Origin of the sequence: Caballeronia sp. LZ016, from assembly GCF_031450805.1 — a bacterium.
Classification (GTDB): domain Bacteria; phylum Pseudomonadota; class Gammaproteobacteria; order Burkholderiales; family Burkholderiaceae; genus Caballeronia.
Window position 1 is genome coordinate 1588211 of the sequence record NZ_JARTVY010000001.1, and the last position, 19424, is coordinate 1607634.

Consider the following 19424-nt stretch of genomic DNA (forward strand, 5'->3'; position numbering starts at 1 on the left):
TCGGGAACGATGCGTCATCATACGGCGATTAGCTCACGTACTCCATGTGCATCCATATCCGATCCTGCACCGCCCGCGATGATCTCGCCGCGGCTCATCACCCAGTAGTGGTCGGCAAGTTCGCGTGCGAAGTCGTAGTACTGCTCGACCAAGAGTACAGTCATGTTCATTTCTTCGACGAGCTGGCGCAGCGTGCGGCCGATGTCGCGAATGATGGAAGGCTGGATGCCTTCCGTCGGTTCGTCGAGGATGAGCAATTGCGGTTCGCTCATCAATGCGCGTCCGATGGCGAGTTGCTGCTGTTGGCCGCCGGACAGGTCGCCGCCGCGACGGTGCTTCATGTCGCGGAGCACGGGGAACAGGTCGTAGATGCGATTGGGGATTTTCGAGGGCGCCTTGCGGGTTGCTGCGCCGACGAGCAGGTTTTCTTCTACTGTCAGGCGGGGGAAGATGTCGCGGCCCTGCGGGACGTAGGCTAGTCCGTTCGCTACGCGCGTATGGGTTTGCATTTGCGATATCTTCGCGTCGCGCCAGGTGATTGAGCCGCTTCTTGTGGGGACTACGCCTAAGAGGCAACGCAGCAGCGTTGTTTTGCCTACGCCGTTGCGGCCTAACAGGACGGTTAGCTTTCCTTCCGGAGCGGTGAAGTTCACATTTCGCAGGATGTGGCTGCCGCCGTAGTATTGGTTCAGGTTTTCTATTTCTAGCATTTGGGCTCTGTCTGTCTCTAAGTTTGCGGTTCTGTTCGAAATTAATTACCCAAAGAAACAAGCAACCCTCACCGTCCAAGATAAGACTCAATAACAGCATCGTCCCGCTTGACGAAATCAAGCGTGCCTTCTGCAAGAACGCAACCTTCAGCCATAACAGTGACCTTCCCGCTATCCCCACTGAGTGCAGCAACAAACTCCATATCATGCTCGACGACCATGATCGAACAGGACCCGCGCAGTGTATTGAGCAGATCGGCGAGTTCCATAGTCTCATGATCGGTCATCCCAGCAGCGGGCTCATCGAGCAAAAGAAGCGCCGGTTGCTGCATGAGCAACATGCCAATCTCGAGGCGCTGCTTCTGCCCATGCGATAACTCACCCGCAAGCCGCATCGCATGATGCTGCAAGCGAATGAGTTCAAGCGTCTCTTCAATCCGCGCCTGCGCCGCGCGATCGAGCCGCGCCCGCAACGATGCAAACCACCGCTTGTCCGTCTTCATCGCAAGTTCGAGGTTCTCCCACACAGGATGATTCTCGAAAACAGTCGGCTTCTGAAATTTGCGACCGATGCCGGTACGTGCAATTACCGGCTCCGACATGCGCGTGAGGTCGAACGTCTGCCCGAGAAAAACCTTGCCCTCATCAGGACGCGTCTTGCCCGTGATGACGTCCATCATCGTTGTCTTGCCCGCACCGTTCGGGCCGATCACGCAGCGCAACTCGCCCACGTCGATCGACAACGTGAGCTTGTTCAGCGCGCGAAAGCCATCGAAGCTCACGGTCACGTCCTCGAGATAAAGAATCGTTCCGTGCGATACGTCGATCTCGCCAGGCGCAAGCACATGGCCAAGCCCGGCCACGCCATTGACGTTCGCATGTTCGTGAACGGGCGGAATCGGCGGCAGATCGACGATCAATGCGTGGTGAGCAGTCATTCGGCAGCGTCTCCCGCAGTCTTCTTGCGACGCGCAAGATCGATAAGTCCCATGATCCCGTTGGGCAAGAGCAAGGGCACGAGCGTAAAGATGAGGCCGAGAAAAAACAGCCAGTACTCCGCGAAATATGCCGTGAAAAAACTCTTCGCTCCATTCACCGCGAATGCGCCGATGATCGGCCCGATCAACGTGCCGCGCCCGCCCACCGCGACCCAGATCGCCATCTCGATCGAGTTCGCAGGCGACATCTCGCTCGGGTTGATGATGCCGACCTGCGGCACATACAGCGCGCCCGCGATGCCGCACAGCACCGCCGACACCGTCCATATGAAGAGTTTGTACGCAAGCGGGCTATAGCCGAGAAACATCAGGCGAGCTTCGCCATCGCGCACGCCAGTGACGACACGGCCCAGCTTCGAGGTCACGATCCAGCGCGCGGCAAGGAACGCAAGCACGAGCACCGCGAAGGTAATCAGGAAGAGGGCAGTGCGCGTGCCGGGATGCGTGACCGGAAAGCCCGCAATGCGCTTGAAATCGGTGAAACCGTTGTTTCCGCCAAAGCCCGTTTCATTGCGATAGAAAAGCAGCATCGCGGCGAACGTCATCGCCTGCGTGATGATCGACAGATACACGCCCTTCACACGCGAACGAAACGTAAAGAAGCCGAACACCCACGCAAGCACGCCCGGCACGAGCACCACGAGTAACAGCGCATACCAGAGATGCTCGGTGCCTTGCCAGTACCACGGCAACGCGTGCCAGTCGAGAAACACCATGAAGTCCGGCAAATCGCTTTGATACGTGCCTTCGCGTCCGATCGATCGCATCAGGTACATGCCCATCGCATAGCCGCCGAGCGCGAAGAACAGCGCATGACCGAGACTCAGGATGCCGCAGTAGCCCCATACGAGATCGAGGGCGAGCGCGCCGATCGCATAGCACATGAGCTTGCCGGCGAGCGTCATCGCATAGGCCGACAGATGGAAGGCGCTCGTCTCCGGGAGCACGAGCGCGGAGAGTGGCACGCAGATGCCCATCGCAATGATGAGGGCGATCAGCGCGATCCATCCATTGCGCGGCAATAGAGACGCGCGCGGCGGCAGACCCAGTGCGAAGCCTGCGCGTGCGGCGCTGTGATCGGGCTGCGGCGCGACGTCGAGACTTGCGCCGATATTGGTCGATGCGGTCATCGATCAGGCCTCCGCGCTGCGGCCCTTGAGGGCGAACATGCCCTGCGGACGCTTCTGAATGAAAAGGACGATGAGCACGAGCACCGCGATCTTGGCGAGCACCGCGCCCCAGAACGGCTCAATGGCCTTGCTGACGAGTCCGAGCCCGAAACCGCCGATCACCGTGCCCGCCAGTTGACCGACTCCGCCGAGCACGACCGCCATGAACGAATCGATGATGTAGCTCTGTCCGAGATCGGGGCCCACGTTGCCGATCTGCGAAAGCGCGCATCCGCCGAGCCCAGCAATGCCCGCGCCGAACGCGAACGCATAGGAATCGACACGCGCGGTCTTCACGCCGACACATGCAGCCATGCGCCGGTTCTGCGTCACGGCGCGCACAAAGAGGCCGAGCCGCGTGCGCGTGAGCACGGCCCACGCGATGAACACGACGGCAATCGAGAACGCGAGGATCGTCAGGCGGTTATACGGCAGGATCAGGTTCTGCATCACCGCGATGCCGCCGCTCATCCACGCAGGGTTGGTCACTTGCACGTTCTGCGCGCCGAAGATCGTGCGCGTCGCCTGAATCAGAATGAGGCTGATGCCGAAGGTCGTCAGCAGCGTTTCGAGCGGACGTCCATAGAGATGCTTCAAGACGAGCCTTTCCAGCACGATGCCGATCGACGCCGCCGCAATGAACGACACAGGCACCGCAAAGAGCGGATACCAGTTGAACGCAGCGGGCGCGTAATGCTGCACGAGGTTTTGCACGACATAGGTCGCATAGGCGCCGATCATCAGGAACTCGCCGTGCGCCATGTTGATGACGCCGATCAGGCCATAGGTGATCGCGAGACCGAGCGCGGCAAGCAGCAGCACGCTCCCGAGCGAAAGGCCCGCGAAGATGGTCCCGGCGATTTCACTGCGGCGCTGAATCGTGTCGAGTTCCTGGATGCCCGCTTGCGCTGCGGCGCGCACGCGTTCGTCGGATTCGTTATAGCTGCCGTCGCTTTTCCTGGCGACGATAGGGCGCAGCAATTCATACATGTCGAGGCCATGGCGAGCAGCGACGAGTTGCGCGGCTTCCAGACGCTTGCTTGCGTCGGGATCGTGCAGCGCGGTCATGGCCCATAGCGTATCGAGGCGCTTCTTTAGTTCGGAGTCCGTCTCAGAGGCGCGGGCGCGATCGATCAGCGGCTTCATCGATGCATCCGGGTTTTTTAGCAATGCGGCGACGGCTTCCCGACGCTTTGCCACATCGGGCGATGCCAGTTGCAGGCCCGACAGCGCGCCCGCGACCTTGGTTCGCAGCGAGTTGTTCAGCGTGATGGCTTGCGCATCGGGAGCATCGACGATCTTGCCAGTGATCGGGTCCTTGTTGCCGTCATCGGTTTGCAGTGCGACGCGGCCGTCTTCGGTCGCGACGAGCGAGCCGTCCGCAAGCGCGTTCAGCACGGTGACGGACGGCGCATCGGCGCTGGCGATCAGCTTGTCGATGGCGGCGGACTTCGCTTCGAAATCGTCGCTGGCGAGCGGGGCGAGATCATCGGCGGTGAGTGCATGGGCTGCAAACGGCATGCACGCAATGAAGAACGCGAGCAACACGCGCATGAAGGGGGAGGCGAGCGAGCCGGTCATGTTGGCCTTTCTGGTGAGACTGAACGGCCGCGCGCCCGATGACGACGTGACGTCATGCACGAACGCGCGGCCCTGCATCGAGACATCGATGCAGACGACTTATGCCGTGCGAAGGCGCGAGCGGCGCAGGAACGAGGGAATGGAACTCACGACATCCGGCTTGCCCTCGTTGCCCGCGATGAACGGGCTCCACGGTTGAGCGCGAACCGCCGTCTTCGTTTTCCACACGACGTTGAACTGGCCGTCGCCGCGAATCTCGCCGATCATCACCGGCTTGTGCAGGTGATGGTTGCCGTCCATCGTGAGCGTGAAGCCCGAGGGCGCGGCGAACGATTGTCCGACCATCGCGACGCGCACTTTGTCGACGTCGGTGCTCTTCGCTTTCTCGACGGCCTGTTTCCACATGTGGATGCCGACGAAGGTCGCTTCCATCGGGTCGTTCGTGACACGCTTGTTTCCGCCCGGCAGGTTCTGCGTCTTCACCCATTCGGCGAATTGCGTTTCGAACTTCTTGTTGGCGGGGTTCTTCACCGACATGAAGTAGTTCCATGCGGCGAGGTGTCCGACGAGCGGCTTGGTATCGATGCCGCGCAGTTCTTCTTCGCCGACCGAGAACGCGACGACGGGCACATCGGTGGCCTTCAGCCCCTGGTTGCCGAGTTCCTTGTAGAACGGAACGTTCGAGTCGCCGTTGATCGTCGAGATGACGGTGGTCTTTCCCCCTTGCGCGAAGGTCTTGATGTTCGCGACGATGGTTTGATAGTCGCTATGTCCGAACGGTGTGTAGACCTCTTGAATATCCGCATCCTTCACGCCTTTCGAGTGCAGGAAGGCGCGCAGGATCTTGTTGGTCGTCCGCGGGTAGACGTAGTCGGTGCCGAGCAGGAAGAAGCGTTTGGCGCTGCCGCCTTCCGGTCCCATCAGATATTCGACGGCGGGGATGGCCTGCTGATTCGGTGCGGCGCCTGTATAGAAGACGTTGCGCGACATTTCTTCGCCTTCGTATTGCACGGGATAGAAGAGCAGGCCGTTGAGCTCTTCGAAGACGGGCAGCACCGATTTGCGCGATACCGAAGTCCAGCAGCCGAACACGCATGCGACCTTGTCTTGCGTGAGCAGTTGGCGGGCCTTTTCGGCGAAGAGCGGCCAGTTGGAGGCGGGATCGACGACGACAGGTTGAAGCTGACGTCCCATGACGCCGCCGTTCTTGTTGATATCGGCGATGGTCATGAGGGCGGTGTCCTTGAGCGATGTTTCGGAGATCGCCATGGTGCCGGACAGCGAATGCAGAATGCCGACCTTGATCGGACCGTTCGTGTCGGCGGCTTGCGCTTTCGATATCGGCAGTTGGCCTGCGATGGCCAGTGCGCCCGACATGGAGCCGAGTTTCAGCAGACTGCGTCGTTTCATTTTTTGGTTTCCCCTCTTGGCGGATTTGGCTCTTGCATGCTTGCTTTCTGTTGCTCGCAGGGTGGTTTGCAAGGGGTATGCCAATGGGGGCCGTTTGCACGGCTGGCTTGGGTTTGCTGGGGTTTTTCACTCCAGTTCTTCTTGTTCGCTTGAGCTTGTTCTGGATTGTTTTGGTGCACTGCCCGTGCGGGTTGCATCGTTGCGGTGCGCTTAGGGATTTCTTTTTCCTTGCAGGGGCTTCTTCGTTGAGCTTGTATTCGTGTCGGTCTATTAGTGCGCCCCTCCCCGGGGCGGGGGTCACTTTCTTTGCTGCTGCAAAGAAAGTAACCAAAGAAAGCAGCTTTTCCGGCCCGAAGCAGTGACTGTTTCGCCACTCCGTAGATCATCGGTGGCACTCAGCTTGACACAGCCTTGAATCACCTTCCACGCCCACTGACGACTAACGTCCTCCGAGCCCCCTGGCTCGACAACACCACCACGACACACAACACCACTCTCTAAGAAATAAAGCGGAAGCAAACCCATACACCGCTAGCCGCTAGCCAAAAGCCAAAAGCCAAAAGCCAAAAGCCAAAAGCCAAAAGCCAAAAGCCTCGAACGCAACTTAAAGCGCACGAGTACGACCAAGCGAAAGGGCCGACTTCCACGGCGAATGATGGCCGAGGCCGTACAGGAGGGAAGTCGGTTGCGATCGACAAGCGCTTTAGGGAAATGGGAAGTTATCGAGTGATTTGCTTGGGCGGGGTGGTGACAGTCCTGATGGTGCTAACGAGCCAGGGGGCTCGGAGGACGTAAGTAGTCAGTGGGCGTGGAAGGTGATTCAGGGCTGTGTCAAGCTGAGTGCCACCGGTGTTCTACGAAGTGACCACACAAATCAGTGCATCGTGCGGTTCAGAAAAAAGCTGCTTTCTTTGGTTACTTTCTTTGCAGCAGCAAAGAAAGTAACCCCCGCCCCGGGGAGGGGCAAGCTAATAGACCGACACGAAAACAAGTTCACCGTAAGAAAAAAACTCACCGATTGACCATCCGCGCCGGAACACTAAGCGCGAGCAAAGCCCCAAGCACGAGGAAACAAGCGAGCATATACATCCCACTAGAGTTAGACCCAGTGACCTGCTGGTGTTAACGAGCCAGGGGGCTCGGAGAACGTAAGTAGTCAGTGGGCGTGGAAGGTGATTCAGGGCTGTGTCAAGCTGAGTGCCACCGGTGTTCTACACAGTGACCACACAGTCAGTGCATCGTGCGGTTCAGAAAAAAGCTGCTTTCTTTGGTGACTTTCTTTGCATGGGACCAGAGTAGGCGCTAAAGCGCCAACTCTGGTCGACAGCCAAGAAAGTGACCCCCGCCCCGGGGAGGGGGAGCAAGCAGACCGACACGAAAACAAGTTCACCGCAAAAAAAACTCACCGATTGACCATCCGCGCCGGAACACTAAGCGCAAGCAAAGCCCCAAGCACAAGGAAACAGGCAAGCATATACATCCCACTAGAGTTAGCCCCAGTAACCTGCTTAAGCCAGCCCACAAGATAAGGACTAAGAAACCCAGCCAGATTACCGAGTGAATTGATCATGGCGATGCCAGCAGCGGCTCCAGTGCCAGCAAGAAACGCCGTAGGCAAGCTCCAGAACAACGGCAAAGTAGTGAGAATGCCCATCGTGGCAAGCGTAAGTCCGAGCATCGCAAGCGCGGTATTCCCGGCCCAGACCACCGAAAGCACGAGCCCAATGGCCCCAACAAAAGCCGGCACGGCAATATGCCACCGACGCTCGCCGCGCTTGTCCGCACTGCGCGCCACGAGCAGCATGCCAACCACCGCAGCCCCATAAGGAATCGCCGACAGAAGCCCGATCATCAACGCATCCGTCACGCCCGTCGCCTTGATAATCGTCGGCAACCAGAAACTCACGCCATAAAGACCCATCACGAACGAAAAATAAATCAGGCTCATCAGCCAGACCTTCGGGCTCGACAAGATACGCCTGATCGGCGGATCCTCCTTCTCGACGTTATCCGCCGCGATATTGCGCTCCAGTAAGTCGCGCTCTTCCTGCGTCAGCCACTTGGCCTTGGATATGCGATCGTCCATCATCAACAGCACGACGATGCCCACGATCACCGACGGAATGCCCTCCAGCAGCAACAGCCATTGCCAGCCATGCCAGTTGTTCATGCCATCGAAGGTCTTCATGATCCAGCCCGACACCGGCCCGCCAATCAGTCCCGACAACGCAATCGCCGTCATGAACAGCGTCGTCATCCGTCCGCGCCGCTGCGCCGGATACCAGTACGTCAGATAAAGAATGATGCCGGGAAAGAAGCCCGCTTCCGCGACGCCGAGCAAGAAGCGCATCACGTAGAACATCGTGGGCGTGGTGACGAACATCGTGAGCGCAGAGATGATGCCCCACGAAATCATGATCCGCGCAATCCACACACGCGCGCCGACCCTGTGCAGAATGACGTTGCTCGGTATCTCGAAGATGAAATAGCCGAAGAAAAAGATGCCCGCGCCGAAGCCATATACGGCATCCGACAAGCCGAGATCGGCGGACATCTGCAGCTTCGCAAAGCCGACGTTCACGCGATCCAGGTAAGCCACCACGTAACAAATCAGGAGCAGCGGCGAGAGCCGCCACGCGACCTTCCGATACGTCGCTTCCTCAAAGCTCGAAGGCGCACCCGCGCCCGGGCGCTGCATGGGATTGGCAGTGCTGGACATCTCGTCTCCTTACGCTCGTGCGAACGCGAGCATCGTTATGTTTGCGTAAGGATTCTAGCCGCTCGGCTGCACGCCAAGCGGCTGTTTTCGATGGGGAAAACACCGATGAAGCCCGCACGGTGCGCCCGTTACGCCGCGTCAGACGCAGCGTCCGCCATCCACTTCGAGCGCGACGCCCGTGATGAACTCGGCATCGTCGGAAGCGAGGTAGAGCGCCGCGTTCGCGATGTCCTGCGGCGTCGAAAGGCGGCCGAGCGGAATCGTCGCAAGGAACTTCTGACGGTTCGCGGGGGTGTCCTCCATGCCCATGAACTCGGAAAGCAAGCCCGTCTCGCCCATCACCGGATTGATGCAGTTCACGCGGATGCGGTCCGGGCCCAGTTCGACGGCCAACGCCTTGCTCGCGACGATCACCGCCGCCTTGCTGCCGTTGTACCAGACGAGTCCGGGACGCGGCCGCACGCCCGCCGTCGACGCAACGTTGATGAACGCGCCGCCGCCTTGCTCCCGGAAATACGGCACGAACTGCTCGACGCTCCAGTAGATGCTTTTCACGTTCACCGCATAGACGCGATCGAACTCCGCCTCCGTCACATCGAGCACGGGCTTGTTACGGTGCGTCGTGCCCGCATTGTTGACGACGACCTGCACGCTGCCGAAGTCGTCGATGGCGGCATCGAAGAGACGCTGCCAGTCGTCGCGCTTCGTGACATCGCCCTGAACGGCGATGGCGCGTCCGTGCTTCGCTTCCGGCGACGAAGCCAGCGCAATCTCGCTCGCCACGCGCTCGGCCGCCGCGCCGTTCAGATCGTTCACGACCACGTTCGCGCCTTCGCGTGCGAACGTCTTCGCGATGCCTTCACCGAAACCCGAGCCCGCGCCCGTCACGATTACCGTTTTGCCTTGCAGTCGCATGTTGTCTCCTGTTGATGGCTATGCGTCAGCCGTGCTTGATTGCAATGGTCTTGAGCGTCGTGAAGCCATAGAGCGCCTCGAAGCCTTTCTCGCGTCCGTGTCCCGAATGCTTGACGCCGCCGAACGGCAACTCGACCCCGCCGCCCGCGCCATAGTTGTTGATGAACACCTGGCCCGAACGCACGCGCCGCGCGAGCCGCATTTGCCGTGCGCCGTCGCGCGTCCAGATGCCGGCGACGAGGCCGTAATTCGTGTCGTTGGCGAGTTTCAATGCGTCGGCTTCATCGTCGAAAGGCATCACGGCGAGCACCGGGCCGAACACTTCCTCACGCGCGAGCCGATGCGTGCGCGGCACGTCGCGCAACAGCGTCGGCGCCTGATAGAAGCCCGCTTCGGGGGCTTCGGTGACGACCTCGCCATGCGCGGCCATCGCGATGCCGTCGTGCTGGGCATCGGAAAGAAAGTCCCACACGCGCTGCTGCTGCTTCGCGTTGATGAGCGGGCCGCAGTCCAGATCGAGCCTGCTCGGGCCGACCTTCAGCGCCGCGAACGCCTCTGACAGTCTCTCGATGAGCGGCTCGTAAGCCGCACGCTCGATCAAGACGCGGCTGCCCGCCGAACACGTCTGCCCCGCGTTCTGCACGATCGCCGCGACCAGCACGGGCAGGGCGGCGTCGAGATCCGCATCGGCGAAAACGATCTGCGGCGACTTGCCGCCCAGTTCCAGCGTGACGGGCACATGGTTGTCGGCGGCCATCTTCGTGACCGCTGCGCCCGTCATCGGCGAACCGGTGAAAGAAATATGGTCGATGCCCGGATGACGCGCGAGCGCCGCGCCGGCTTCGTGTCCGTAGCCGGTGACGATGTTGAGCGCGCCTTCCGGCAACCCCGCCTCCGCGGCCAGCTCCGCGATGCGCAAGAGCGACAGGCACGCGTCCTCCGCCGGCTTCACGACGCACGCATTGCCCGCAGCCAGCGCGGCGCCGACGCTGCGTCCGAAGATCTGCAGCGGATAGTTCCACGGCACGATATGGCCAGTCACGCCATGCGGCTCGCGGATCGTGAGCACGGTGTAGCCGGATTGATAAGGCAGCGTCTCGCCGTGCAGCTTGTCGGCGGCGCCCGCATAGAACTCGAAGTACCGTGCGATGCCGGTCGCGTCGGCGCGCGCCTGCGTGAGCGGCTTGCCGGTGTCGCGGGCCTCGATCTGCGCGATATCCTCGTGACGCGCGGCGATCAGCATCGAGAGGCGAGCGAGGATGCGCCCGCGCTCGGCGGCGCTCGTCGCGCCCCATGCGCCGTCATAGGCGGCGCGGGCGGCGCTCACGGCGCGGTCGATGTCCGCGCTCGTGCCGCGAGCGATCTCCGAGAACACTTGCCCGTCCGATGGATCGACGACCGGAATGGTTTCGCCGACCGACGGCGCGGTCCATCGGTTGCCGATGAAATGCTTGCCTTCTTCCATGCGTGTCTCCTTGTGATAGTCCGTCTTCGCGTATCGATTATCCCGCCATCCGTGCTGCATGGCGCGCCAGGCAGGCCCGGTCCGGCAGGCTCGTTTGGCTATAATGCCTGAAGTGTTTCACCTCGCTGCGCCGGCGTTTCATGCGTCGCCTGCTTTACGAACCAACTTCTCCAGAGAGCGCTCATGAGCTTCAACAACGTACCTCCCGGTAAGGATCTCCCGCAGGATTTCAACGTCATCATCGAAATTCCCGCACAGAGCGATCCGGTCAAATACGAAGCGGACAAGGACATGGGCCTGCTCGTCGTCGATCGATTCATCGGCACCGGCATGCGCTATCCGGCGAACTACGGCTTCATTCCGCAGACGCTGTCGGGTGACGGCGACCCCGTCGACGTGCTCGTCATCACGCCGTTCCCGCTGCTCGCCGGCTCGGTCGTGCGCGCACGTGCGCTCGGCATGCTGCAGATGACCGATGAGTCGGGCGTGGACGCGAAACTGATCGCCGTGCCGCACGACAAGATCTGCCCGATGACGGCGAACATCAAGTCCATCGACGACGTGCCCGAATATCTGAAGGATCAGATCAAGCACTTCTTCGAGCAATACAAGGCGCTCGAGAAGGGCAAGTGGGTGAAGGTGGAAGGCTGGGCGGGCATCGACGCCGCGCACAAGGAAATTTCGGAAGGCGTCGCGAACTACAAGAAGTAAGCGCGTCTTATCGATGAAAAGCGCCGCCGCGCGATAGAAGCGCGGCGGCGCTTTTTATTTTTCTTCTGCTGCCTCGATTTCTTTCCGAGGCAACACGGATTCAAGCGTTCTTTCTCCCGCGATCAGCGCGCGCTTTTGCTGCACCGGCAAGCGCTTCACCCAATACTCGGCGCGCGACGCTTCCGACCGTCCGGACAATTCGAACGACGCCATCACCCTGAGCGGCTTTCTCGTTCGCGTATAACGCGCGCCCTTGCCGCTCGCGTGCGCGGCGAAACGCGCATCGACATCGGTGGCGATGCCGGTGTACAGACTGCCGTCGGCACATTCGATCAGATAGAGAAACCACGGCATCGCGTCGTATCGGCAATGGGAAAGAATTGCCGGGCATTATCGCCGATACACATCGCATCGGCCCATGCCGACGCCTTTTATCGACTTGCGCGAAAATAGCCGCTTCGCGCATGACGCGCTCATCGGTCACACAGCGAGGTAGCCTGTTGAATCGCGAAGTCGAAATTCATGTGGTCGATACGCTCGACGATATTTCAACGGACGACTGGAATCGCCTCTCCGGCGACAATCCCTTCGTGCGGCACGGCTTTCTTCGCGCGTTGCAGGACACGCAATGCGCGGTGAAGCGCACGGGCTGGCGCGCGCACCATCTGATCCTGCGGCGCGGCGGCGATTTCGCAGGCGCGATGCCGCTGTATCTCAAGTCGCATTCACGCGGCGAATACGTGTTCGATCACGCCTGGGCCGATGCCTTCGAACGCCACGGCCTGCGCTATTACCCGAAGGCCGTATCGGCGGTGCCGTTTTCGCCGGTGACAGGGCCGCGTCTCATCGCAGCGGAACACGAGGATCGCGTGTTGCTCGCGCGCGGCGCGATCGAGCTGACGCGCCGGCTCGACATCTCGTCGCTGCACGTGCTGTTTCCGCATGCGCAGGACCTCGACGCGCTGACGGACGCCGGCTACATGCTGCGCGAAGGCGTGCAGTTCCACTGGGAGAACTTGCCCGGCGAAGGCTACGCGAGCTTCGACGCCTTCCTCGCGACGATGAGTCACGACAAGCGCAAGAAGGTCAAGCAGGACCGGCGCCGCGTGATGGAAGCGGGCGTGCGTTACACGTGGCTGCGCGGCGCGCAGATCGACGACAGCGCGCTCGACTTCTTCTACGACTGCTACGACAACACGTACCGCGAGCACTGGAACGCGCCGTATCTGTCGCGCGAGTTCTTCGGACAGATTCACGCCGATGCCCCCGACAGCATGCTGCTTGTTATCGCCGAAGCGGACGGCGAGCGGCTCGCGTGCGCGCTCAACATGATCGGCGGCGACACGATGTACGGCCGCTACTGGGGCACGCGCGAGTTCATCTCGGGGCTGCACTTCGAGACGTGCTACATGCAGGGCATCGCGTATTGCATCGAGCACGGACTCGCGCACTTCGAAGGCGGCGCACAGGGCGTGCACAAGATGTCGCGCGGCCTGCTGCCGACGCCGACATGGTCCGCGCACTGGATCGCGGATCAACGTTTCGCGCATGCGATCAGCGAGTTTCTGGATGCCGAAACCACCGCGATGAACGAGCACATCGAAGAGCTCGAAGCGCATACGCCGTTCAGAAAAACCAGCGAAAGCCCCATGCGATAATCGTTTGAACGCTTCGCTATGTCCGACACACACGCGCAAACAACGATGAACACGAGCAAGAACTTCTTCAACTTATACAGTCACGATTTCGCGCGCGTCGCTGTCGCCATCCCGAACTGCAAGGTGGCCGATCCCGCCTTCAACGCGGAAGCGACGATCGCGCTCGCAAGGCAGGCGGCCGCGCGCGGCGCGGTGCTCGTCGCGTTCCCCGAGCTCGGCTTGTCCGCTTATACATGTGACGATCTCTTCCATCAAAGGCCCTTGCTCGATGCGTGCGAAGAAGCGCTCGGAAGCATCGTCGAGGCGTCGAAGGGCTTGAAGATCGCGATGATCGTCGGCTTGCCCGTGCGCGCCGAGCACAAGCTCTTCAATTGCGCAGTGGTCGTGGCGAACGGCGTGATCCGCGGCGTCGTGCCGAAGAGCTATCTGCCGAACTACGGCGAGTTCTACGAAGCGCGTCAGTTCAGCCCCGCCGATGCCGCCACCACGCGCACGCTCTCGCTGTGCGGTCAGGAGGTACCGTTCGGCGCATCGCTGCTGTTCCAGATCAAGGACCTGCCGCTCTTCCGGTTCCACGTCGAAATCTGCGAGGACGTGTGGGTGCCGATCCCGCCGTCGTCGTTCGCCGCGCTCGCGGGTGCGACGGTGCTCGTGAACCTGTCGGCGTCGAATATCGTCGTGGGGAAGTCGGCGTATCGGCATCAGCTCGTCGGGCAGCAGTCCGCGCGTTGTGTCGCCGCTTATCTCTATACGTCGGCGGGCGAGGGCGAATCGACGACCGACCTCGCATGGGACGGGCAGGGCCTCATCTACGAAAACGGCGAGATGCTCGCGGAGTCCGAGCGTTTCGCGGGCGAATCGCATGTGATCTTCGCGGATGTCGATCTGGAACGGCTCTCGCGCGAGCGCATGAAGCAGACCACGTTCGGACGATCGACGGCGCGCCATGCCGATGAAGTCGCGAAGTTCACCGTCGTGGAGTTCGCGCTGGCGGCGCCGGTCGAAGGCGCGCTGCCGCTGGAACGGCGTGTCGCGCGCTTCCCGTATGTGCCGGCCGACCGCACGCGCCGCGACGCGCGATGCAACGAGGTCTACAACATCCAGGTTCAGGCGCTCTTGCAGCGGCTGCGATCGTCGGGGATATCGAAGGTCGTCATCGGCGTATCGGGCGGTCTCGACTCCACCCATGCCCTGCTCGTGTGCGCGAAGGCGATGGACCGTCTCGGCCTGCCGCGCTCGAACATCCTCGCCTATACGATGCCCGGCTTCGCCACCAGCGACCGCACGCTGCGACAGGCGCGCGAGCTGATGGAGGTGATCGGCTGCACGGCCGGGGAGATCGACATTCGCCCGAGCTGCACGCAGATGCTCGCGGACATCGGCCATCCGCACAGCGAAGACAACGCGCAATACGACATCACCTATGAGAACGTGCAGGCCGGCGAACGCACGAGCCATCTGTTCAGGCTGGCGAACCTTCATCACGCGATCGTCATCGGCACCGGCGATCTGAGCGAGCTTGCGCTGGGATGGTGCACGTATGGCGTAGGCGATCACATGTCGCATTACAACGTGAACGCGAGCGTGCCGAAGACGCTCATCACGCATCTGGTGCGCTGGGTTGCGGAGTCGGGCGCTATCGGCGATGCCGGAACCGACGTGCTCGAACATATCCTCAGCACCGATATCAGTCCCGAACTCATTCCGGGGAAAGCAAGCGGGGCGCTGGAGCAGAAGACGGAAAGCGTCATCGGGCCGTACGAGCTGCAGGACTTCAATCTCTACTACACGATCCGCTTCGGCTTCGCGCCATCGAAGGTCGCGTTCCTCGCGCACGCCGCCTGGCGCGACCGCGAGGCGGGCGACTGGCCCGAAGACCCGAACGTCGTGCGCAATCAATACGGGCTTGCCGACATCCGCAAGAACCTGCGCATCTTCCTCGACCGGTTCTTTCGCACGAGCCAGTTCAAGCGTTCGTGCATCCCGAATGCACCGAAAGTGGGATCGGGCGGTTCGCTGTCGCCGCGCGGCGACTGGCGCGCGCCGAGCGATTCGCAGGCCACCGTCTGGCTCAGGGACCTGGAGCGGATTCCCGAGACCGACTGACGTTCATCCTCATCTTCGTGTTCGAGGAATCGCAGGGCCTTGCAAAACCCGACTAGAATCGAAAGCATCCGTCACGCGAGTGACGACCACTTCTCTGAACTCTTGACTCCGAAGCGAGGCACGCCATGAAACGCATCACCGCCATCATCAAACCGTTCAAGCTCGACGAAGTTCGCGAAGCGCTCGCCGAAGTCGGTCTGACGGGGCTCACGGTCACGGAAGTGAAGGGCTTCGGCCGCCAGAAAGGGCATACCGAGCTCTATCGTGGTGCGGAGTACGTGGTCGACTTCCTGCCGAAGGTGAAGATCGAAGTGGTCGTGGCGAACGATCAGACCGACCAGGTCATCGATGCGATCATCGGCGCCGCGCGCACCGGCAAGATCGGCGACGGCAAGATTTTCGTCGCGGATGTCGAGCGCGTCATCCGCATCCGCACCGGCGAGGAAAACGAAGCGGCAGTCTGAGCGCCGCGCGTTTCTCTCCGCCGCATTCGAAGACAAGCCCGCTCGCCCGAGCGGGCTTGTTTCTTTCTGCGCCCGCATCGCGTGCACCCGCTCGATGCGCGGCGCTTCTCCGATTCCTCGAAGCCGCGATCATCGCCGTGCGGTAACATCGGCTCAAATAATACTTTTGTAAGGAATCACTCGATGCACCACGCGATCGGCTTCATTCAGGATCTCGCTGTCATCATGGCCATCGCGGGCGTCGTGACGGTGCTGTTTCATCGCTTGCGGCAACCGGTCGTGCTGGGCTATATCGTGGCGGGCGTCATCATCGGCCCCTATACGCCGCCGTTTCAACTCATCAACGACGAAGCGACCATCCAGACGCTCGGTGAAATCGGCGTCGTCTTTCTGATGTTCTCGCTCGGGCTCGAATTCAGTCTGCGCAAGCTGTTTCGCGTCGGCGCGACGGCGTTCGTCGCGGCGCTCTCGGAAATCGTGCTGATGATCTGGATCGGCTTCGAGATCGGCCGATGGTTCGGCTGGAACGCGATGGACTCGCTCTTTCTCGGCGCGATGCTCGCCATCTCGTCGACCACGATCATCGTGAAGGCGCTCTCCGAACTCGGCATGAAGCGCGAGAGCTTCGCGCAACTCGTGTTCGGCATCCTGATCGTCGAAGACATCCTCGCCATCGCGATGCTCGTGCTGCTGTCGGGCATCGCGCAGACGGGTTCGGTGAGCGCAGGCGTCGCGGTCGTGACGCTCGGCAAGCTGCTGCTTTTCATGACGGTATCGCTCGTCGTCGGCATTCTGACGGTGCCGCGCGCGCTCAATTACGTGGCGGGCGCGAAGAGCGACGAAATGCTGCTCGTCACCGTGCTCGGCTTCTGCTTCGGGTTCTGCCTGCTCGTCGTGAAGCTCGATTATTCGATCGCGCTCGGTGCGTTTCTGATCGGCGCGATCATGGCGGAATCGAAGCATCTCGCGCGCATCGAACACTTGATCGCGCCGGTGCGCGACATGTTCTCCGCGATCTTCTTCGTGACCATCGGCCTGCTGCTGAATCCGACGGTGCTCGTCGATTACGCATGGCCGATCGCCGTCATCACGATCGCGGTGGTGCTCGGCAAGATCGTGTCGTGCGGGCTCGGCACGTTTCTCGCGGGCAAGGACGGACGCACGTCGATGCGCGTCGGCATGAGCGTCGCGCAGATCGGCGAGTTCTCGTTCATCATCGCGTCGCTCGGGCTGTCGCTGAAGGTGACGAGCAGTTTTCTGTATCCGATTGCGGTCGCCGTGTCCGCGCTGACCACGCTGTTCACGCCGTATCTGATCCGCGCCGCCGATCCGCTGACGCTGCGCCTCGCCCGCGCGATGCCCGCGCCGCTCGCGCATACGTTCGGGCTCTATTCGCAATGGCTCTCGAGCCTGACGCCGGCAACCGGCGGCGCGACGCTCTTCTCGATGACGCGGCGCATCGTGCTGCAGATCGCGGTCAATCTCGCGCTCGTCGCCGCGATCTTTCTCGGGGCGTCGTATTCGGCGCCGTTCGCATCGCAATACTTGTCCCGCTGGCTGGATACCGACAATGCGCAGCGCGTCGTGCTGTGGGGCGCCGCGCTCGTCGTCGCGCTGCCGTTTCTGGTGGCGGTGTATCGCAAGCTGGAGTCGCTCGCGCTGCTGCTCGCCGAAGTCAGCGTGCAGCCGGCGAAAGCGGGGCGCTTCACGAGCGCCATCCGCACGGCGATTTCCGGCCTGATTCCGATCGTAGCCATGTTCGGCGTCTTCCTGCTCGTCGCGGCGCTGTCGGGCGGCATTCTCCCGCCGTTCGGCCTGATGATCGGCGTGCTGCTGTGCGCGGCGCTGCTGCTGACGGTGCTGTGGCGCTGGTGCGTGAAAATCCACGCGACGATGCAGATCGCATTGTGCGAGACGCTCGAGGAGACGCGGGATCACTGAGCGGCGGGGTTCGTCGCAGATGTGAGCAAATGTGTGCTGGTTTGCGTCGTCACGTTCGATGGGCGGATAATCGACTTCTCTTTTCTATCGTGGCGCCGCGCGCGCCTGAAATCGGGATGAGCGAAAACAAAACGTCCAACGACTCAGGCAACACCGCAAACAACCCAGGCAGCGCGACCGGTGCGACGCATGTTGCACAGGACGCCGCCAGCCGCGCGGCCGAAGCCCGGCGCGGCGGCGCGGATGCATCCGCGGCCGGCGGCTCGCGCGAAAGCGCATCGCCTGCGGCTTCGGCTTCGGCTTCGGCCAGCGCGACGCAGCGGGCATCGACGGATTCGCCTGTCAGCGCATCGACCGTCGAACCCGTCGAACCCGTCGATAGCGCCGCCGCGCGCCGCGAGGACGCGCGGCAATCGGCCCGCGAAGCCCGCGCCAATGCGGCAAGCGCGACGGCCGCGCAAGAGGCCGCCGTGCGCGCCAGGAACCCGGCGCGCGTCGAACCGGTCGACGCAAAAGCAAGCCTCGCGCACAACCTCGAAGCCGCCACGGAGGCCGAAGCCTCGGCGGCGGCGGAAGTGGAAACGCCAGTCAACGCCCAGGTTCTGCCGCCCGACTTCGGCGGCGCGCCGGATTTCAGCAAGCTCAATGCGCCGCAGCACGTGGCCGACGCGCCAACCGCGCCCCCCGCCTATCTCAAGACTTCCGATTCGGCGTGGTCCGTGTTCGGGCGCATCATCGCGGCGCGTGCGCGGCAAATCTTCGACCGGGCGGGGCAGCGCATCACGCAGCGCACGCTGCGCATCGGCGTGTCGGCGCGCATCTTTCATCCGGAGCCTGGCGCGCGCGGATTGCGCGGCAAGACGCTGCAGTATCTGGAAGAGTCGATCGCGCACTGGGTCATGTCGCGCGATGTGCTCGTGTTCATGATCCCGACGGTCGGTCATCAGGGGATGCTGCATCCGAGCAACATCCGTCTGCGCGATTACGCGAAGCATCTCGACGGCCTGCTGCTGCAGGGCGGCGCGGACGTGTCGCCGCAGTCCTACGAGGAGGCGACGACGCGCCCCGAATGGCCCGGCGACCGCGTGCGCGACATGTACGAGCTGGAACTGCTGCACGAGTTCGTCGAGTCGGGCAAGCCGGTGCTCGGCGTGTGCCGGGGCTGTCAGCTCATCAACGTGGCGTTCGGCGGCACGCTCTATGGCGATATCGCCACCGATGTGCCGACGGCGGCCCTGCACGTCAGCGAGCGTTACGACCAGCATCGCCATTCGATCCGCTTCCCCGACGGCTCCTCGCTCGTCAACATGTTCCCGCATCAGCGCGAGGCGGTCGTCAATTCGATTCACCATCAGGCGGTGAAGACGCTCGGGCGCGATCTGAACATCGAGGCGGTGTCGTCGTCGGACGGGATCATCGAGGCGGTGCGGTATCGCAAGGCGCCGTTCGTGGTCGGCGTGCAATGGCACCCGGAGTTTCATCGCGCGGGCGGCGAGGAATTGCTCGATTGCACGCCCTTGCTCGATACGTTCCTGCGCGTCGCGCGGGAGACGCGGTTCTAGCCGCGCTCAACCGAT

15 protein-coding genes are annotated in these 19424 nt (G+C 62.0%); 6 read left to right on the top strand and 9 right to left on the bottom strand.

From position 1 onward, the window contains the following. Positions 1-17: 17 nt before the first annotated feature. The 8 genes from urtE to P9220_RS07560 form a co-directional block, all read right to left on the bottom strand. Positions 18-710 (bottom strand): urea ABC transporter ATP-binding subunit UrtE, encoded by a 693-nt coding sequence (gene urtE, locus P9220_RS07525; protein WP_309764278.1) that lies wholly within the window; start codon positions 708-710, stop codon positions 18-20. Between the two features lie 68 nt (positions 711-778). After that, positions 779-1648: an urea ABC transporter ATP-binding protein UrtD gene (urtD, locus tag P9220_RS07530; protein WP_309764279.1), complete on the bottom strand. Its 870-nt coding sequence runs from the start codon at positions 1646-1648 to the stop codon at positions 779-781. Beyond that, positions 1645-2838: an urea ABC transporter permease subunit UrtC gene (gene urtC / locus P9220_RS07535; RefSeq protein ID WP_309764280.1), complete on the bottom strand. Its 1194-nt coding sequence runs from the start codon at positions 2836-2838 to the stop codon at positions 1645-1647. Before urtC ends, urtD begins: the two co-directional genes overlap by 4 nt. Positions 2839-2841: 3 nt before the next feature. Continuing rightward, positions 2842-4431 (bottom strand): urea ABC transporter permease subunit UrtB, encoded by a 1590-nt coding sequence (urtB, locus tag P9220_RS07540; protein WP_309765417.1) that lies wholly within the window; start codon positions 4429-4431, stop codon positions 2842-2844. A 126-nt stretch (positions 4432-4557) separates the two neighbouring features. Continuing rightward, positions 4558-5868 (bottom strand): urea ABC transporter substrate-binding protein, encoded by a 1311-nt coding sequence (gene urtA / locus P9220_RS07545; protein ID WP_309764281.1) that lies wholly within the window; start codon positions 5866-5868, stop codon positions 4558-4560. A 1402-nt stretch (positions 5869-7270) separates the two neighbouring features. After that, complete coding sequence (locus tag P9220_RS07550) at positions 7271-8587, bottom strand: MFS transporter (RefSeq protein ID WP_309764282.1); 1317 nt, start codon at positions 8585-8587, stop codon at positions 7271-7273. 138 nt (positions 8588-8725) lie between these two features. Beyond that, positions 8726-9502, bottom strand: a complete 777-nt coding sequence (locus P9220_RS07555; protein WP_309764283.1) for an SDR family oxidoreductase — start codon at positions 9500-9502, stop codon at positions 8726-8728. A 25-nt stretch (positions 9503-9527) separates the two neighbouring features. Continuing rightward, positions 9528-10967, bottom strand: a complete 1440-nt coding sequence (locus P9220_RS07560) for an aldehyde dehydrogenase family protein (protein ID WP_309764285.1) — start codon at positions 10965-10967, stop codon at positions 9528-9530. Positions 10968-11150: 183 nt separating this feature from the next. Between P9220_RS07560 and ppa the strand changes: the two genes are divergently transcribed. Beyond that, positions 11151-11678 (top strand): inorganic diphosphatase, encoded by a 528-nt coding sequence (gene ppa, locus P9220_RS07565; protein WP_309764286.1) that lies wholly within the window; start codon positions 11151-11153, stop codon positions 11676-11678. A 54-nt stretch (positions 11679-11732) separates the two neighbouring features. Here the strand turns inward: ppa and P9220_RS07570 are convergent, their stop codons facing one another. Next, entirely contained in the window at positions 11733-12032 is a 300-nt protein-coding gene (locus tag P9220_RS07570) for a GIY-YIG nuclease family protein (RefSeq protein ID WP_309764287.1), read from the bottom strand. Positions 12033-12178: 146 nt separating this feature from the next. On the opposite strand from P9220_RS07570, the gene P9220_RS07575 reads away from it, so the two are divergent. The 5 genes from P9220_RS07575 to P9220_RS07595 all read left to right on the top strand — a co-directional run bounded on the left by P9220_RS07575 (position 12179) and on the right by P9220_RS07595 (position 19409). After that, positions 12179-13336 carry a GNAT family N-acetyltransferase gene (locus tag P9220_RS07575; protein WP_309764288.1) on the top strand — a complete coding sequence of 386 codons (1158 nt, stop codon included), beginning with the start codon at positions 12179-12181 and terminating at the stop codon, positions 13334-13336. 18 nt (positions 13337-13354) lie between these two features. Then, on the top strand, positions 13355-15442 hold the full coding sequence (locus P9220_RS07580) for an NAD(+) synthase (RefSeq protein ID WP_404980356.1): 2088 nt from the start codon (positions 13355-13357) through the stop codon (positions 15440-15442). Between the two features lie 125 nt (positions 15443-15567). Further along, positions 15568-15906 carry a P-II family nitrogen regulator gene (glnK, locus tag P9220_RS07585; RefSeq protein ID WP_008342452.1) on the top strand — a complete coding sequence of 113 codons (339 nt, stop codon included), beginning with the start codon at positions 15568-15570 and terminating at the stop codon, positions 15904-15906. Between the two features lie 183 nt (positions 15907-16089). Then, entirely contained in the window at positions 16090-17847 is a 1758-nt protein-coding gene (locus P9220_RS07590; protein WP_309764289.1) for a cation:proton antiporter, read from the top strand. Between the two features lie 116 nt (positions 17848-17963). Continuing rightward, positions 17964-19409 carry a type 1 glutamine amidotransferase gene (locus P9220_RS07595; RefSeq protein WP_309764290.1) on the top strand — a complete coding sequence of 482 codons (1446 nt, stop codon included), beginning with the start codon at positions 17964-17966 and terminating at the stop codon, positions 19407-19409. Positions 19410-19424 lie beyond the last annotated feature (15 nt).

Excerpts from the sequence above, each read along its gene's own strand:
- urtE (WP_309764278.1), bottom strand. The coding sequence starts at position 710 with ATGCTAGAAATAGAAAACCTGAACCAATACTACGGCGGCAGCCACATC.
- urtD (WP_309764279.1), bottom strand. The coding sequence starts at position 1,648 with ATGACTGCTCACCACGCATTGATCGTCGATCTGCCGCCGATTCCGCCC.
- urtC (WP_309764280.1), bottom strand. The coding sequence starts at position 2,838 with ATGACCGCATCGACCAATATCGGCGCAAGTCTCGACGTCGCGCCGCAG.
- urtB (WP_309765417.1), bottom strand. The coding sequence starts at position 4,431 with ATGCGCGTGTTGCTCGCGTTCTTCATTGCGTGCATGCCGTTTGCAGCC.
- urtA (WP_309764281.1), bottom strand. The coding sequence starts at position 5,868 with ATGAAACGACGCAGTCTGCTGAAACTCGGCTCCATGTCGGGCGCACTG.
- P9220_RS07550 (WP_309764282.1), bottom strand. The coding sequence starts at position 8,587 with ATGTCCAGCACTGCCAATCCCATGCAGCGCCCGGGCGCGGGTGCGCCT.
- P9220_RS07555 (WP_309764283.1), bottom strand. The coding sequence starts at position 9,502 with ATGCGACTGCAAGGCAAAACGGTAATCGTGACGGGCGCGGGCTCGGGT.
- P9220_RS07560 (WP_309764285.1), bottom strand. The coding sequence starts at position 10,967 with ATGGAAGAAGGCAAGCATTTCATCGGCAACCGATGGACCGCGCCGTCG.
- ppa (WP_309764286.1), top strand. The coding sequence starts at position 11,151 with ATGAGCTTCAACAACGTACCTCCCGGTAAGGATCTCCCGCAGGATTTC.
- P9220_RS07570 (WP_309764287.1), bottom strand. The coding sequence starts at position 12,032 with ATGCCGTGGTTTCTCTATCTGATCGAATGTGCCGACGGCAGTCTGTAC.
- P9220_RS07580 (WP_404980356.1), top strand. The coding sequence starts at position 13,355 with ATGTCCGACACACACGCGCAAACAACGATGAACACGAGCAAGAACTTC.
- glnK (WP_008342452.1), top strand. The coding sequence starts at position 15,568 with ATGAAACGCATCACCGCCATCATCAAACCGTTCAAGCTCGACGAAGTT.
- P9220_RS07590 (WP_309764289.1), top strand. The coding sequence starts at position 16,090 with ATGCACCACGCGATCGGCTTCATTCAGGATCTCGCTGTCATCATGGCC.
- P9220_RS07595 (WP_309764290.1), top strand. The coding sequence starts at position 17,964 with ATGAGCGAAAACAAAACGTCCAACGACTCAGGCAACACCGCAAACAAC.